Source organism: Pantoea osteomyelitidis (assembly GCF_044342975.1).
GTDB lineage: Bacteria > Pseudomonadota > Gammaproteobacteria > Enterobacterales > Enterobacteriaceae > Pantoea > Pantoea osteomyelitidis.
Genome location: NZ_JBGFSN010000012.1, coordinates 1 through 16,591 on the forward strand (window position 1 = coordinate 1; position 16,591 = coordinate 16,591).

General features: G+C 53.0%; 15 protein-coding genes and 2 pseudogenes. 10 read left to right on the forward strand and 7 right to left on the reverse strand.

The window, feature by feature from the left end; all coding sequences use genetic code 11:
- Positions 1-487: 487 nt before the first annotated feature.
- A complete protein-coding gene (locus tag ABU178_RS19095; protein WP_397217897.1) occupies positions 488-1,186 on the reverse strand; it encodes an N-acetylmannosamine-6-phosphate 2-epimerase in 699 nt (232 codons plus the stop codon).
- The gene (locus ABU178_RS19100) at positions 1,183-2,739 is read right to left on the reverse strand and encodes a PTS transporter subunit EIIC (RefSeq protein ID WP_397217899.1); all 1,557 of its coding nucleotides are present in this window, start codon (positions 2,737-2,739) and stop codon (positions 1,183-1,185) included. Before ABU178_RS19100 ends, ABU178_RS19095 begins: the two co-directional genes overlap by 4 nt.
- Before the next feature lie 175 nt (positions 2,740-2,914).
- Between ABU178_RS19100 and ABU178_RS19105 the strand changes: the two genes are divergently transcribed.
- Both ABU178_RS19105 and ABU178_RS19110 read left to right on the forward strand, forming a co-directional pair.
- Complete coding sequence (locus ABU178_RS19105; RefSeq protein WP_397217901.1) at positions 2,915-3,742, forward strand: MurR/RpiR family transcriptional regulator; 828 nt, start codon at positions 2,915-2,917, stop codon at positions 3,740-3,742.
- 253 nt (positions 3,743-3,995) lie between these two features.
- Positions 3,996-4,763 carry a GntR family transcriptional regulator gene (locus tag ABU178_RS19110; protein WP_397217903.1) on the forward strand — a complete coding sequence of 256 codons (768 nt, stop codon included), beginning with the start codon at positions 3,996-3,998 and terminating at the stop codon, positions 4,761-4,763.
- Between the two features lie 11 nt (positions 4,764-4,774).
- Here the strand turns inward: ABU178_RS19110 and ABU178_RS19115 are convergent, their stop codons facing one another.
- A complete protein-coding gene (locus tag ABU178_RS19115; RefSeq protein WP_397217905.1) occupies positions 4,775-5,644 on the reverse strand; it encodes an N-acetylmannosamine kinase in 870 nt (289 codons plus the stop codon).
- Positions 5,641-6,339, reverse strand: coding sequence for an N-acetylmannosamine-6-phosphate 2-epimerase (locus ABU178_RS19120; protein ID WP_397217907.1), 699 nt, complete (start codon positions 6,337-6,339; stop codon positions 5,641-5,643). Before ABU178_RS19120 ends, ABU178_RS19115 begins: the two co-directional genes overlap by 4 nt.
- Before the next feature lie 331 nt (positions 6,340-6,670).
- Between ABU178_RS19120 and ABU178_RS19125 the strand changes: the two genes are divergently transcribed.
- From ABU178_RS19125 to ABU178_RS19160, 8 genes are all read left to right on the forward strand, one after another.
- On the forward strand, positions 6,671-7,684 hold the full coding sequence (locus tag ABU178_RS19125; RefSeq protein WP_397217910.1) for a Gfo/Idh/MocA family protein: 1,014 nt from the start codon (positions 6,671-6,673) through the stop codon (positions 7,682-7,684).
- Positions 7,685-7,712: 28 nt separating this feature from the next.
- A complete protein-coding gene (locus ABU178_RS19130; protein ID WP_397217912.1) occupies positions 7,713-8,981 on the forward strand; it encodes an ABC transporter substrate-binding protein in 1,269 nt (422 codons plus the stop codon).
- Positions 8,982-9,049: 68 nt separating this feature from the next.
- Positions 9,050-9,910: a carbohydrate ABC transporter permease gene (locus ABU178_RS19135; protein WP_397217914.1), complete on the forward strand. Its 861-nt coding sequence runs from the start codon at positions 9,050-9,052 to the stop codon at positions 9,908-9,910.
- On the forward strand, positions 9,903-10,730 hold the full coding sequence (locus ABU178_RS19140; RefSeq protein ID WP_397217916.1) for a carbohydrate ABC transporter permease: 828 nt from the start codon (positions 9,903-9,905) through the stop codon (positions 10,728-10,730). The genes ABU178_RS19135 and ABU178_RS19140 overlap by 8 nt, the downstream gene beginning before the upstream one ends.
- 24 nt (positions 10,731-10,754) lie before the next feature.
- Positions 10,755-11,900 carry an ABC transporter ATP-binding protein gene (locus ABU178_RS19145; RefSeq protein ID WP_397217919.1) on the forward strand — a complete coding sequence of 382 codons (1,146 nt, stop codon included), beginning with the start codon at positions 10,755-10,757 and terminating at the stop codon, positions 11,898-11,900.
- Positions 11,901-12,002: 102 nt separating this feature from the next.
- A complete protein-coding gene (locus ABU178_RS19150; RefSeq protein WP_397217921.1) occupies positions 12,003-12,197 on the forward strand; it encodes a hypothetical protein in 195 nt (64 codons plus the stop codon).
- A 247-nt stretch (positions 12,198-12,444) separates the two neighbouring features.
- Positions 12,445-13,398 (forward strand): hypothetical protein, encoded by a 954-nt coding sequence (locus ABU178_RS19155; RefSeq protein ID WP_397217923.1) that lies wholly within the window; start codon positions 12,445-12,447, stop codon positions 13,396-13,398.
- Positions 13,395-14,033, forward strand: a complete 639-nt coding sequence (locus tag ABU178_RS19160; protein WP_397217925.1) for a LysE family transporter — start codon at positions 13,395-13,397, stop codon at positions 14,031-14,033. Before ABU178_RS19155 ends, ABU178_RS19160 begins: the two co-directional genes overlap by 4 nt.
- On the opposite strand, the gene ABU178_RS19165 is transcribed toward ABU178_RS19160, so the two are convergent.
- The 3 genes and pseudogenes from ABU178_RS19165 to ABU178_RS19175 form a co-directional block, all read right to left on the reverse strand.
- On the reverse strand, positions 14,004-14,822 hold the full coding sequence (locus tag ABU178_RS19165; protein ID WP_397218182.1) for an AraC family transcriptional regulator: 819 nt from the start codon (positions 14,820-14,822) through the stop codon (positions 14,004-14,006). The genes ABU178_RS19160 and ABU178_RS19165 overlap by 30 nt on opposite strands.
- 333 nt (positions 14,823-15,155) lie before the next feature.
- Positions 15,156-15,347 (reverse strand): annotated as a pseudogene (locus ABU178_RS19170) (GNAT family N-acetyltransferase); the annotation flags it as partial.
- Positions 15,348-15,349: 2 nt separating this feature from the next.
- A pseudogene (locus ABU178_RS19175) lies at positions 15,350-16,044 on the reverse strand (DUF3560 domain-containing protein); the annotation flags it as partial.
- Positions 16,045-16,591 lie beyond the last annotated feature (547 nt).

Consider the following 16,591-nt stretch of genomic DNA (forward strand, 5'->3'; position numbering starts at 1 on the left):
GCATATGTATGCTCAAAAAGCTGTAATTTACTGGCCCAGGGCAGACGTGAGGAAATCAAAGGGAAACCTTGTGTGATTTCTCAAATGGCATTTTATGTCACCGGATTAAATTGTTCTTTGAAAACTATATCGGTTGACATCACCACTATGAATTAACGCACCAGACCTGCTAATGGCTCACTGCTGCCGGATGACTTCCCTACTGGCAGCTTTGTGCCAGAAGCGGAAGTCAAATCTTACTTTGTCAAAATCAGTTTTCTGTAACTGGATGAGCGATATGCATAAAATTAAAAAAAGCCAACCAGTGGTCGGCCTCGCCAATCAGCGATGGTATGAACTATTCCAACCACATCACAATGGAACATGACGAACAGCTCACCACGCAACATGAGGAATCGACAATAGTCGGATTCAGCTATGGGGCTGGCTGTCATCGTTGTATGACTGGCTTCACCAGGGGGAGGGAGGGGGCCAGTCACCGTCATGACTACGCAGGGGTATCCATGGCGTTTACGAAGCGGCGTGTGATTTGCTGCGGACGGGTTATCGCCCCGCCAACCACTACCGCATGAGAGCCTAATGCCAGGCAACGCGCCGCCATCTCTGGTGTCGCAACATTTCCTTCCGCAATCACAGGAATTTTTACGGCCTCAATCACTTCTTGAAGGATTCTGAAATCCTCATCAGCCAAGTTTCTGCCTTTTGTCTCGCAGGTATATCCATGCAACGTGGTGCCCACGCAGTCAAAGCCCAGCAGCGCCGCGTGGCGAGCCTCTTCTACGGTGGCGATATCCGCCATCAGCAGTAGATCGGGATAACGTTCACGAATTGCTGCGACAAGCTCTGGCAACTGCAGATCGCCCGGTCGGGTATGCATGGTGGCGTCCAGGGCAATCATTTGAGGGCTGGCTACCATCAGTTCATCAACTTCCTGAAGCGTTGCCGTGATGAACACATCACTACCCGCGTAGTCACGCTTGAAGATGGCAATGACCGGCAGGTCAACGGTATCCATAATTTTTTGAACATCAATCAGGCTGTTAGCCCGGATTGCTGCTGCGCCACCTTCAACAGCGGCCACGGCCATGCGCGACATGATATAGGGACTGTGCAGCGGCTCGTTTTCCAGCGCCTGGCAGGAAACGATCAGCTTCCCTTTAATCTGAAGCAGCGTGGGTACTTTCATAGCGCAAGCAACTCCTCAACTTCGTTTTTGATAATGGTGACGTGGGGGCCGTAGATCACCTGTACGCCGTTACCGTGTTTCACAACGGCGCGTGCGCCAGTCGCCTTCAGAGAGGCTTCATCTAACCTGTTACCGTCAACCAGCGTGATACGCAGGCGTGTGGCGCAACAGTCCAGTTCAGCAATATTTTCTCTTCCACCCAGAGCAGTAATGATCTGCTCAGGACGTTCTCCGGCTTCTACTACGGCACTTTCAACCGTCACATCCTCACGTCCCGGCGTTTTGAAATTGAAACGCGTAATCATCACGCGAAAAGTGAAGTAATAGAGGAAGAACCACGGAATACCGACCATTGGTACGTACAGCCAGTGGGTCTTGGCTTCACCCTGAAGCATACCGAACAGCATGAAGTCGATCAGGCCTCCCGAGAATGTCTGCCCGATAGTGATATGCAGGATGTGCGCGATCATGAACGCCAGGCCATCAAAGAAGGCGTGAACTACATACAGCGCCGGCGCAATAAACAGGAAAGAAAATTCAATGGGTTCGGTGATACCGGTCAGGAACGACGTCAGCGCAGCCGAAAGCAGCAGACCCGCCACGCGCTTGCGGTTTTCGGGTTTAGCCGTGTGATACATGGCAAGACAGGCGCCAATCAGGCCGAACATCATGGTAATGAAACGACCGGACATGAAGCGTGAGGTGCCGGCATAGAACTGCTGAACGTTCGGATCGGCAAGCTGTGCGAAGAAAATACGCTGCGTACCTTCAACCAGCTGGCCATTAATGACTTCGCTGCCGCCGAGCGCGGTTGTCCAGAACGGCAGATAAAAAATATGATGCAGGCCAAACGGGCCTAGCATGCGCAGGATAAAGCCGTAAAGGAAGGTGCCGAAATAACCCGTTGCGTCAACCAGCCCACCCAGGCCGAAAATCAGCTTCTGGAAGTGCGGCCATACCACCGTCATCACCGCGCCAACCAGAATGGCAACCAGCGAGCTGATAATTGGCACGAAGCGAGAGCCACCAAAGAAGCCCAGGAACTGTGGCAACGCAATTTTGTTGTAACGGTTGTGAAGAATTGAAGTCACAAGGCCAATTACCACGCCACCAAACACGCCGGTTTCAAGCGTCTGAATGCCCAGCGCCATCCCCTGCCCTACGGAACTGAGACTGCTTGCAGCCAGCACGCCGGTCAGTTTCAGTAGCGCATTGATAGTGGCGTTCATGACCAGATAAGCCAGTAGCGATGCCAGGCCTGCGGTCCCTTTGTCACCTCTAGCCAGACCCACTGCCACACCTACCGCGAACAGCACGGCAAGGTTGGCGAATACTACTGAACCCGCGCTTGCCATGATGGTAAACAGCCCCTGCAACCAGGCCACATCCAGGAACGGATATGCCCTGATGGTGTTAGGGTTAGAGAGCGCGCCACCGATACCAAGCAGAAGGCCTGCGGCTGGCAAAACTGCGATCGGCAGCATGAATGATTTTCCGAAATGCTGCGCTTTTTCAAACCAGCCTCCCGAAGAAGCTCCGCTATAGAGTGACATAAATTTTTTCCCCTAAAATGAATTACAGTAAAAATTATTACCACAATAGACACCTCAGGATGAAAATTTCCATCATTACTGTGATACGGTTCTCTTATGTCTTAAATCTGCTGGCACAAACTAGAGGCTTTACGCAAACTATGCGCAACGCGTAATACGAATAGGGATAAGCCCGATGACGGAAAATGAGAATATCCTGCTTCACCTGCGACAAAGCTTGCCGAGCTTTAGTCCAGCACTGCAAAAGCTCGGAGATTTCATCCTTAATGAGCCGCAGAAAGTGCTGTATTTGACCATCACTGAGCTGGCAAAAGAGACCGCCACGAGTGAGGCCAGCGTTACTCGCCTGTGCCGTCATCTGAGATGTAAGGGATACACGGAGTTCAAAATGGCGCTGGCGATGGATGTCCAGCAAAGCCAGCCTGACACACCTGCCGGCGGGGATGGTATTGATGAACTGGTTGAAGAGTCGGTTCAGGCATTGCGGGATACGGGGAAGTTCATCAACCGGGAAGTCATGCAGCAGGCTGGTCTGGCAGTACATGAAGCGCGCACCATTCAGATTTATGGGGTTGCGGCCAGTGCGATCACGGGTGATTACCTGCATTACAGACTGCTCAGGCTGGGTAAGTCGGCGATGCTGTTTAACGACATGCACCGCGCCGCGATGAATGCTTCTACCGTCAAAGAGGGTGACCTGGTGATTGCTATCTCCAGTTCTGGCTCAACCAAAGACCTGATGCATGTGGTTAAACTTGCCAAAAAGCAGAAGGCCCGGGTTCTGATGCTGAGTAATACGCTCAGCAGCCCGATAGGCAAGCTCGCCGATATGCTGCTGGTTGCTGCAAGGCCGGAAGGTCCACTCACAGCAGGCTCGCTAAGTGCTAAAGTGGGTGCCATGCTTCTGGTTGAAGTGCTTATCCGGGAGCTTACGGCACTGGGGAACCAGTATTCAACGGCAAGCCAGCAGACGGCCAGTGCGACGCTGCCTATGCTGTTTTGAGTCATCAGTCACTTTATTAAGCTGAAATGTCTGACCTGAATCCGTCAGGCGCAAACTGGTAGTTTTTCAGCCATTCTTTTTCCTTTAAAGATGCCGGGATCTTCTCCCGGTGCCTTATCATTACTGCATTCTGAAAAAAATAAGAAGAACCATACCAGAGGATACCAGTTTTACAAAAACAGGAGTTTCATCGCTATGCCAGCGGGTGAACATCAGGTATCTTTGAACAGACATGAGGAATGGGCGGCTGAGCATGGATACTAAATTCATCAAGACACTGAAAACTTACTGTGACGATACAAACCGTGCCGTCGGCCCGCTGTATCTGCGCCTGGAAAAAGGTTTTCGCGAAATGATCACTCGTGGAGATTTGAAAGCCGGTTACGCCATTCCCAGCGAACGTGAACTGTCAGAACAGCTGAACCTGTCCCGCGTGACGGTACGCCGGGCATTGAGTGAACTGGCGAATGCGCAGGTCATTATTCAGCGTCGCGGTGCGCGCAGCACGGTAGCTGGTAGAGTTGAAAAGCCGCTGTCATCGCTGACCAGCTTCAGTGAGGATATGATTTCACGCGGTTACCAGCCAGGTGCCCAGTGGCTGGAGAAAGAACTGACGCACGCTTCCCCTTCAGAAATTATTGCACTTAACCTGTCTCCCGGAGCGCTGGTATGGCGTCTGAAACGCCTGCGTACAGTAGACGATCGCCCAATGGCAGTGGAAATTGCGGTGGTGCCGCAGACGTTTATACCTGAAATGGATGAGCTGAAAGATTCTCTGTATGCCGTTTTTCAGTCGCATGGCTTCATGCCTGTCCGGGCGCTTCAGCGCATCCGCGCGGAGCCTTTAAGCCGTGATCACAGTGACCTGCTCGATATGCCAGCGCACAGTCCGGCATTACATGTTGAACGTCACTGCTATCTGGAGGACGGTCGCCCGATTGAATACACCCATACCTGGTATCGAGGCGACAGTTACGATTTTCTGGTCGAGCTTCAGCGGGATATTTCGCCCGGCCAGTAAGCCTGCGCGAATTAATGGTGCCGGGCCCAGTCGGCTGCGCCCAGTAACCCCGCATCTCCCCCGCCAAGAGCAGCGGTCACGGGCAGACTGAACAGCGCCGGAAATGCCTGCAGTGCCCTGCCCACCCTTTCAATCATACCTTCCGCAAGACCCACGCTTCCGCCAAGCACAACTTCCTGAATGTCCACAACCATCAATGTATCGGCAATGGCCTGAGCAACAGCTGCGGCTGCGTTGTCGAGGATCGCATTTGCCTGCGGATCGCCTGCGGCCAGAGCAAACAGCTCACGGCTGTCAACACGACGATTAAACATAGCCGTGGCCTGCCGGGCCAGCGCGGTGCCGGAAGCAATATGTTCCAGGCAGCCGGTGCGACCACAGCCACATTTACCTGCATTCGGGTCCAGTGGCGCAACGCTTACCGTAGCGTGACCGATATGGCCCGCCAGACCTTGCGGACCAATACGCAGTTTGCCGTCGCAAATCAGTCCGCCGCCGACACCGGTGGACAGGGTGATAAACAGTAAATCAGAGCACTGTTCACGGCGCGGAAGATATTCCCCCCATGCAGCGGCCTGCGCGTCATTAAGCATGATCACCGGACAGTTAAACTGCTGTTCCAGCACCTGACCAAGCGGAAACCCTTTCCAGAATGGAATCGTATTGAGGTTGACTGACCATACGCGCCCCTCACGCAGATAGCCTGTAGCCGCAACCGCAACGCGATCAATACCGTAGTCAGACTGAGTGACTTCGCGTAACGCAGCAAGAAATCCTGCTTCGTCATGCTGCATCGGCACCTGTTTGCGGGCGATGCATTCCTGATCTTGAATCCATGCGGCAGAAAGTTTCGTTCCACCAATGTCCAGCGCCAGAATCATGCCGGTGCTCTCCCGTTGATGACCTCAGCCAGCGCAGCGTTGTACCACTCAGTAATGTGCTCAACGCGGGTGATTGCAGAACCTACGGTCACAGCAAAAGCGCCAGCTTTCAGCGCAGCAGCTGCATGAGCAGGCGTACGGGTACGACCTTCTGCCATCACGCGATAACCGCGAGCTGCCAGCGCTGAGATGAGTTCAAAGTCTGGTCGATCCATCGGCTGGTGAGCGGTTTCATCGGTATAACCTGAGAGGGTTGTGCCAATAAAATCAAATCCCATCTCAGCGGCGGCCATGCCATCTGCCAGTGAAGAGCAGTCGGCCATCAGTAACACATTTGACTGGCGGCCGAGCTTATAGAGATCTGCAACGGGAACCGGACGCTGGCGATCGGTAGCATCAACAGCAATAACACCGGCGCCGGCAGCAATCAGATCTGCAATATCCTGCAGGAAGGGAGTAATGCGCACCGGCGAATCATCCAGGTCGCGCTTCACAATACCAATTACCGGGATCTCCAGCGATTGAGAAACCTGCCGCACGTTCTCCACGCCTTCAATGCGCACCGCACCCGCACCCGCAAGTTCCGCGCTACGCGCCATCGCCACCACAATGTCAACGCGGTCCATCGGCCCATCCGTTACTGGCTGGCACGACACAACCAGCTGATTTTTCAATTTATTTATATCGATCTTCATCTTCCTGTTCCTGTCAGTTTTGCAATTACCAATCAGCTAACCATAACAATACCAGATGTGTAAATTGGTATTTTTACATAATACTTCTCGCACCGTGATAGTGCTCTAAGTTTGATCAAAAGCACCATGATCGGGCTGGACTCAGTAAAAGCCAGGCGTTATAACTGGTTAAATATGTTGCAAAAATAGTGGGATAGATTGGAAGCACGTTGATATATATCAGTTTTTGTTTTGGTATTAATCTGGACTTATTCTGGCATGTTATTTGAATTACCTGATATGCCACGAGAAACGTTACGCAGTTTTCAAACCAGGTACTGAGGAAAGTGAAATGACAGACAGCGTTATCAAAGTGTGCGTCATCGGCGCAGGCTTCATGGGTGCGATGCATGCTCGCATCTGGCAGCAGATGTACGGTGTGGAAGTGGTTGGCGTGGCAGATCCAGATCTGTCCCGTAGTGAATCGCTGAAAGAGTGGATCCCGCAACTGAACTGCTATGAAGATTTCAACCTGATGCTGGAGCAGGAAAAGCCAGACATCGTCAGCATCTGTACCAAAGATGACTTTCATCTGGCGCCTGCGCTCGCAGCCGCCAAAGTGGGCGCGCACATCTTTCTGGAAAAGCCGATCGCCGCAACAATGGCAGATAGTGAAGCCATTATCCGTGCCGCACGCGACGCAAACGTGAAGCTGGGTATCGGCTTCCTGCTGCGTTTCGATCCGCGCTATTCGCGCGCTCAGGAAATTCTGGCAACCGGCAGCGCAGGCGAAGTCAGCCACATTACCGCACGCCGTAACAGCCCGGCGATCGAAGGTCCGGCCCGTTACGGCGGCAGCCTGCCGTTGCCACTGCACGTTACGGTACACGACGTGGACATGATCCTGTGGCTGCTGAAACACACCCAACCGGCCAGTGTCTATGCACAGACCACCAATAAGCTGCTGGGCCACCTCGGAACTGAAGACTCTGTGTTCGCCATTATCCGTTTTGCGGACGGCACTGTGGTGAATCTGGAGAGTTCATGGGCGCTGCCTGCCGGTTCGCGCACACTGCTCGATGCCAAAATGACCATCCTTTCCACGAAAGGCCTGATTGAAATTGAATGCGGTGAGTCCGGGCTTTATCACGCATCGGAAACGGCTAACCGTTATATCGACACCCAGCACTGGCCGCTGAGCCAGGGTGAAATCAAAGGCGACCTGCGTGAAGAGCTGATGTCATTTCTCAGTGATGTCCGCAACGGCACGACCACTGTCGCGACCGGTGAGGAAGGTAACGAGGCGCTGCGTATTACGCTTGCCATTATGGACTCCGCCCGTACCGGCGAAATTATCCGGGTCTGACATTCTGACTGAATAACCAGGTGATGAGATGAGCATAAAAAAAATTGGTATCGCAGGTGTTATTAGCACGCTTTTACTGGCGGGCAACGCCAGCGCAGAGGAAACCATTCGTGTGCTGCTCGAAGGGCACAGCACCAGTGATTCCATAAAAGCACTGTTACCGGAATTTGAAAAGGAAACCGGTATTAAGGTCCAGGCTGAGATTGTTCCTTATAACGATCTGACCTCTAAAGCCCTGCTGGCCTTCTCCTCGCACAGCGGACGTTACGACGTTGTCATGGATGACTGGGTGCACGCCGTAGGCTACGCCTCGGCAGGTTACATCACGCCCGTTGATAAGTGGATGAAGAGTGATATCAAGTTTTATGACAAAGCGGATCTTGTCCCGAGCTATGCGGATACGCTGCGTTATAAAGACGGCTATTACGGCCTGCCGGTATACGGGGAGAGTACCTTCCTGATGTACCGCAAAGACCTGTTTGAGCAATACGGCATCGCAGTGCCAAAGACTTTTGATGAGCTGACCGCTGCGGCGAAGACCATCAAAGAGAAAACTAACGGTCAGGTTGCGGGCATCACGCTGCGCGGGGCTCAGGGTATTCAGAACACCTTTGCGTGGGCTGCATTCCTGTGGGGCTACGGCGGCCAGTGGATCGACAGTAATGGCAAGTCTGCCATTTCATCACCTCAGGCTATTGAAGCGACAACATCCTTCGTCAATGTGCTGAAGAATTACGGTCCGATTGGCGCAGCTAACTTCGGCTGGCAGGAAAACCGTCTGGTATTCCAGCAGGGCAAAGCGGCCATGACCATTGACTCGACCGTGAATGGTGGCTTCAACGAAGATCCGAAGCAGTCTTCAGTCGTCGGGAAAGTAGGTTATGCCCCGGTTCCTGCACAGCCGGGCGATCATCCGGGTAACAGTGGCGCGCTTCAGGTTCACGGTCTGTTCATCAACAATGACAGTAAGAAACAGGATGCCGCATGGAAATTTATCAGCTGGGCAACAGCAAAACAAACGCAGATGAAATCGGTTGAGCTGAATCCGAACGCCGGAGTGAGCTCACTCAGCGCCATCAACAGTGATGCATTCGCTCAGCGCTATGGAGCTTTCAAGGACGGCATGCTTGCCGCCCTGAAGAACGGTAACGCAAAGTATTTGCCTACCGTTCCGCAGTCTACGCAGATCATCAATATCACCGGTATTGCCCTGTCTGAAGCGCTGGCGGGAACCCAGTCTGTTGAAAGTGCCCTGAAAGCAGCGAATACCCGAAACGATAAAGCGTTGTCCCGTTAATCCTTCTCCCTCGGTGCGCTCAGGCGCGCTGAGGGAAGTGAATTTCTTACGCAGGTCCAGGTAAAACTATGAAAGCAAAACTCACGCAGCAGGCGTTTACTCTGCCGTTACTGATTGTATTGCTGCTGGTTTCGTTCTATACGCTGGGTTACGCCATCTATTTATCCGTGTATGACATCGATCTGATGTCGCCCCCGCCGTTTGATTTTATCGGCATGGCAAACTTCATTGAAGTGCTGAAAGAACCACGCATGTGGCTCTCTCTGTGGCATACGCTGGTTTATGTAGCGGGCTCCACGGTGGCAGAGCTGGTACTTGGCAGCGCAATTGCGCTGTTCATCAGCCGCGACTTTTATGGCCGCAAGCTGGTACGAGCGCTGTTACTGTTACCCATGATTTTGACGCCCATCGTGGCAGGTCTCATCTGGCGCATCTTCTACGATCCCAGTGCCGGGCTGTTCAACTGGATAGCGGGCATGTTTGGCATCGCGCCGATCGACTGGCTGGGCAATCCGAGCACTGCAATGGCCTCGCTGATTCTGGCCGATATCTGGCAGTGGACGCCGTTCATTATCCTGCTGGTTTCAGCCGGTCTTGACGCGTTACCTAATGAACCACTTGAAGCGGCGGAACTTGACGGTGCACGTGGCTGGCGTCTGCTGGCGTTCATCAAGCTGCCCATGATGAAACCAATCATTCTCATGGCGCTTTTCCTGCGCATGATTGATGCGTTTAAATCATTCGATTTGATATACGTGATGACCCGTGGCGGTCCGGCACTCGCGACGGAAACCACCAACATGTACGCCTACCTCACCGGGTTTCAGGATTTCCGCATCAGCGCGGCGGTGGTGATTGCCATCATCAATACGCTTCTGGTTATCGCGGTACTGTCATTCGCCAGTAAGAAGGTAATGAAAGATGAGTGATTCGCTGAAATTTATCTGCCGGAGAACCGGCTTCTACCTTGTGCTGATCATCATCCTGGCGTTCTTCCTGCTGCCGATTTACTGGCTTGTAACGATGTCATTCAAGACATACTTAGATGCCTTTGCCATGCCGCCTAAGCTCTGGTTTACGCCCATCCTGGATAACTATCGCCAGGTGCTGAGCAATGGAGATTTCATCCGCGCCTTTGGCAACAGCCTGCTGGTATCGCTTGTCTCAACGTTCCTGTGCCTGGTATTCGGTTCACTCTTTGCCTACGGTCTGGTGTTCTTTATTGAGCGTAAAGGTCAGGCAAAGCAGTTCATCATGAGCCTGCGCTACGCGCCGGTCATCATGCTGGTTATCCCGGTGTATTACCTCATCACCAAGCTTGGCATGACAGATAACTATCTGGTGCTGATTCTGGTTTACACCGTGGCGAACGTACCGTTCACCATTCTGATGATCACCACCTTTTTTGAAGACATCCCACCGGAAATCCGCGAAGCCGCCCGTGTGGATGGCGCAAGTGAATGGCGCGTGTTCCGCAGTGTCATGCTGCCGCTGGCACGAACCGGTCTTGCGGCTTCCGGTGTGCTGACGCTGTTCTTTATCTGGAATGAATTCCAGATTGTCCTGACGCTCTCTGGTGATTCTACTCAGACGCTGCCGGTCGCGATCACCTCATTCCTGACCTTCCAGGGTACAGAGTGGGGGCCGCTGACAGCGGCAGGAACCCTGGTGATGCTGCCGATGCTTGTGCTCGGTCTGCTGGTACAAAAACATCTGGTGCGCGGTTTAACTATGGGCGGCGTTAAGTAGCTCAGAATAGAGGAGTATTGAACTATGTCAGGTATACGTCTGAGCAATGTCTTTAAGCGCTTTCATGAAACACAGGTTATTAATCAGGTCGATCTCGAAATCAAACACGGTGAGTTCTGCGTGTTTATCGGGCCGTCAGGTTGCGGTAAATCCACGCTGCTGCGTATGATCGCCGGACTGGAGACTATCTCTTCCGGAGAAATTCGTATCGGCGACAAAGTCGTCAATAAACTGGCGCCCGCCGATCGCGGCGTGGCGATGGTATTCCAGAGCTATGCGCTTTACCCGCACATGACTATTTACGACAACATGGCGTTCAACCTGAAGCTGGCGAAAACGGAAGCTTCGGAGATTGAGCGTCGTGTACTGAATGCAGCCAAAATCCTGCAACTGGAGCCGTTGCTGCAACGCCTGCCTAAAGCGCTCTCCGGTGGCCAGCGCCAGCGCGTGGCAATCGGACGTGCGATCGTGCGTAACCCGGAGGTGTTCCTGTTCGACGAACCTCTGTCGAATCTCGATGCATCGCTGCGCGTAGCAACTCGCGTTGAAATCGCCAAGCTGCACCATAAGCTGGGCAACACGATGATTTACGTGACGCACGACCAGGTTGAAGCCATGACGCTGGCCGACAAAATTGTGCTGCTGAACAGCGGCGCGGCGATGCTCAATGAAGGTTCCATTGCCCAGGTAGGTCACCCGCTGGAACTGTATCACCATCCGGTTAATGAATTCGTCGCTGGTTTCATTGGCTCACCAAAAATGAATTTCCTTCCAGCTGAGTTAGTAAAAGGAACTGCACAAAACGCCAGAGTTCGCCTGGGTAATGCCGGTGAGGAAATCGAGGTTCAGGTGAATACCGCAGCTGCGCGGACTGGCGAGCGGGTAAAGGTGGGCATTCGTCCTGAGCACCTGCGCCTGTGTGAAAAATCAGAGGCACACATCATCGGGCAGATTCAACACATCGAACATTTAGGTGAAGCTGCCTACTTCTACATTTCTGCAGTGGGCTTTGAACCAATACTGGTGAAACATGCAGAAGAGCTGGAGCTTAACCTGGGCGACGACGTCGGACTAATGATCCCGTCCCAGCATGCCCATCTGTTTGATGAAAACGGCGTGGCTTTCCGTCGCACAGCCCTGGCCGTACAGAAACAGTTTGCAGCGGCCTAAACCTCAGCCGTTATCTGCTTAAACAAAACCGGGCACCTGCCCGGTTTTTTACTAAATGGGAGCAGAGCGGATGCCCTTTTTTGTATTTGAACCGGAGGGTATATGACTACTCTGTACGCAAAAGGATTCCTGTTTGATATGGATGGAACGCTGGTTGATTCAACAGCGGTAGGAGAAAATATATGGATTAACTGCTGCGCTCAGAATGGGCTTAATGTGCAGGAAATGATCGCCCGGGTCATGGTCGCCAGGTTTCAGATACGCTGCGCCATTTCCTTGGTGAAGGCGAAGTATTAAGACGTGCTGTCGCAGCAATTGAAGGAAGTGAACTGAATGCACTTGAGAGTATTTTCGCCATCAAAGGAGCAGCTGGACTTCTTTCTGCATTACCTTCCGGACGCGTCGCACTGGTGACCTCGGCAGGTAAACAGGTAGCAGAGAATCGCATGCGCTCTGCAGCACACCGCGCTTTCGACATTGCTGCGCAATTCCTTCCAATACCGATAACGCATGCAATGGTTAAGTAAGCGACTCGATATTCATAATGGAAGGGAATTTCATGTTTACGACACCGTTCTGGCCTGCAGCTGACTCATACCATATCCACATGATGGATATTCCTCTGCCGGACTCACTTTCGCCCGCTGCGCTGGACCTTATCCACCAGGCTACGCGTCTTGCAGAGGCGGCCAGTCATATTCACCCGGTTTCTACACGGACCGGGAGCACGCTGCTTCAGTCTGTTGAAGAAAAGCTCAGCATTATCTGTTTCAAGCTTGCTCAGGAATTTGACGATCCGGATACCTGCAAAGCGTTGCAGTTACGCGCAGAAATCCTCTCTGACGCCAGCACAGCAAAAGAACTTCTCCCGCAGATAGCAGGACTGGATGAACAGGAGCTGGTGCAGGGAATAGGTTACATGTCGACATGGGTGGGTAAGTCTCGCAGGCAGCATTACTCCGCCTGGTTTGGGTTACCCGATCGCGGGCTGCAGGAAGTTTCGGACTTGGTGGATGACCTCTTTCCTGACAACCTGTGCTGGCTGCAAAATCATATCGACCAGCGGCAGGTTGCGCTGCCTGGATGCCGCTACAAAATTGTCGACCTGTTTGCCATTGCTGGCGAAGCTAACAGCTATCCAAAGCATTTCGCCTATTTCTTTCCTGAAGCTGAAGGCGTGAAATATTCACCCCAGAAGCGCACCAGTGTGTTTGCGAATACCTATCTGAACCTGTTTGAACGCTTTGCCCGGTCCCAGGCTCCCCTGCCTGGCTGGCAGCATGAAGCTATCCCTGAAAGCGCTCTCTGTGCCCGCCACCTGATTGCCTGGTTTCGCGGTCATGATCTGGGGCATTCCGTTGTCCTTGAAAAGATGATGTTCCTGCAATGCTATTCACCTCATCATCAGCGCGAAGAGGCTGGTCTGCTGCTGAACCGGCTGGGTAAAACTGTCGACATGATCGAGTACGACCAGAAGATTAAAGGTTTTACGTTATGATCGAGTTTTCAAATGGTTTCTTACTGAGCCTTTCACTGTGTCTTGATATCGGGATTGCCAATATCGCCATGATTACCCTTGCCATGCAACGCGGGTATTTTCATGGTTTCTGGCTGGGAATTGGGACTTGTGTGGGTGACCTGGCATATGCATTACTGGCGCTGGCGGGAATGGCCGTACTGCTTCAGTACGAAGCAGTACGCTGGTTGCTGTGGATTGGCGGTGGCGCGATGCTTTTATGGTTCGCCGGCAAAATGCTGGTGGCCGCTTTCAGGAAGGCTGCAGAGCTTAACGTGAGCGAAACCCATCAGCATCGCCCGATGCTGCGTGAATTTGGGCGGGGCGTGGTGCTTGCCATGTCCTCCCCTACGGCCATTCTGTGGTTTGCGACAGTAGGAGGTGCGCTGATATCCCGGATGGGCCAGCACAGCGTCACAGCAACGTCCTGGTTTCTGAGTGGCTTTTTCATTGCGGGAATGTTCTGGACCTGTGTACTGTGCCTGGTTGGAAGTTTTGGTGGCAAACTGCTTGGTCACCGTCTGCTTAAATATTCCTACATAGCCTCAGCGCTCCTATTCAGCTATTTTGCGCTTTACGTGATTGTGTCAGGGTACCGGGAATTTATGGTGACCTGATCTGACTTGCGAAGCATAGTGATGGGGTGTTATTCCCATCACTTTGCGAAACGCATTGATGAAATGACTCTGATCGTAAAATCCCAGCATTATCGCTGCATCGAGCGGATGCACGTTTCTGCGAAGCAAGTCGCGGGCATGGTGCAGGCGAAGCTGCATATGATACTGAAGAGGCGGCATACCCGTATGCCGGGTGAAGAAGCGGACAAGATGATATTTGCTCATCCCCGCCAGCTGCGCGAGCATCTCCAGCTGTGGTTTTACGCTGAGGTGATCCCGTAAGTATTCAGTGACAACGTTAATTTTCTGTTCATCGCCTCTCTGAAGTACAGCTGGCGTCTCAAGCAGCTCACCACAGAGTAAAATCAGTTCCTGCTCCTCATTCATGCCCTGCTCCAGCCGGGCTGATGTTGCAAAACGGTACAGCGCGTCAAACAGGCGCGCATTGTTGATTATGCCTTCTCGCAGAACAGGTGCTTCGTGATCGCTATTGAGATTGTCCTCATCTGCAAGCATTTTTATCACTGACTGGGGTATGTGCACGCTGATGAATTCCACGAATTGACTGTCAAAACGCGACGCCTGAATGGTACCCGGATTATATAAGGTAACCTCACCACTTTTAACATACGCGGTTTTCCCTGCCAGCCAGATTTCCTCCACCCCCGTCAGGTTTGCGCTGATGACATATTCATCGTGAAGATGTTTCGGAAAGCCTGAATTACGGGCTCTGACCCGGGAACACTCCATGCCATTCCGGCTAAACCACTCTGCAGACTGTAGTGACAACGTATCTGACCTTATGGAACAATAGTGAATAATTATTAATGAATTATAAAACCATTTGCTGAATGCTTTTTCAACTACTGGTTTTAGTGCCCCAGCTAACAAATATCAATCCGGGCGCAGTTTCCAGTAAACGGAAATGTTCCTGTCTGTCCAGCCGCGCCCGCGCGGCCTGGTGGAGCTTGCCGGCCTTGTTGGTTAGCTCACAAGGACTAACGGCCTGGCAATGCAGATAAGTGGAAGGAGCAGAAGGGTGTTGTTCCTTGTGTCCGCTATGTGCCAGAAGCGAACGTAACGAACAAGGGAAATACCTAAAACCGGCCAATATGATTGTTGTTAGCCCTGCTTTTGTCTATGAGTGTAAATATCAGGTCGGGTAATGGTCCACGCATAATTTTCCTTATTAACAGGTTCATAGCCAAACTTTTCATGCAACCAGGGCGCAGTTGTTGTAAACAACATAATCCTGCGAAACTTTTCAAAAACCGGGTGGTGGTGAGTACATTCCATAAGCCATCTTCCCAGCCCGTGCTGCGGCTGCCTTCATACTGGCTTTTCTCCGGCGGGCGCAGGTACTTCTCCAGGGTAAAGCAGCAATGAAGGTGATCGACGCCTGCAATAACAAGGGCCATTGCCCGGTTAAGGTTCTCGGACGACCAAAGTTTGATAAATTTTTGCACGTCCTGGAGCCGACCCTCAGCCTTACTCAAATCGGCCTCATCTTCTTGATCCGGCGCCAGCGCACGTCCGGGCGCTCCTTGTAAGCCGCGTGACGCAGTGACGCCTCTGCGCGGCGCTCCCAGAATTCAGACGTTTCAAACAGATTGACCGCGCGGCGCATGCCGTTTTCAATTTTCTGCGCGTGCTTACGGGCGTGGCGCTCGCTGTGGTGTCGAACCAGAATCGGCTGACCGAAGGGAATGGCCGAAGCCAGGCTGTCCACGGCTGCCAGCACCTGTCCTGATTCGGCGGCGTGCTTTTCGCTGTACTCTTCGAAGCGCTCCGCGCGCTCCTCCTGGCGGTCAAACAGCGACTGATCTTCATCCTCAATTTCGCCAGCCAGCTCGATCAGCAGGTCTTCGCAATCAGGTGTCCACATCGGTGCGACAAAGCGTCCCTGACGCGGCGCATACTTAAAGCCCGCATCCTTCACACGCTTATACGTTTCCTCATCGAGACGCAACTCCGAATACAGGCGCAGCTTGTTAACCTCCGGCGAATACATCGCGCAGTAGTTTTCGCAGTTAAAAAGAGATGATTCTTTAGATTCTGAAGCCGTGGTGTTGACGTTCTGCTGTGACAGGTTGTTTCTCCCGTTCTGGTTTAAGTGATGTTTCTCTGAGTTCCTCGCCGTGAGGGCAGAACGGGCGCGCGGGCATCAGGCTGAACGCAGGGGGAAGCGGCAAAGCCGCAGCCCGCAGGGACCGGGTGCAGCCGTTTAGCTCGCGGCCCTTGCGTGAAGACGCCCGGGTGCCAGGTTTCTGCACGGCGAAGGGGCTCAGGGAACAAAACACAGCGTGGAAGGGTGAACAGGGCACAGCCCCGGAACGGCAAACCACGGTGCCGGGCCGGTCCTCAGCGGCCACGTCTTTTTGTGGCCAGTGAACACGCCGGCGCCAGCCGGCTGTAGGGGGTGACCCGGCCTTTGCCATCAGACCCCAGCCGGCAGACCCGGAACGCGCCCGTGCGATCCGGCTGAGCTTACAGGCTCTGCCGGGCCGTGTAGTAGGTCCGACGATCCAACCATGCCTGACAATTGAAGAGGGCCTGCA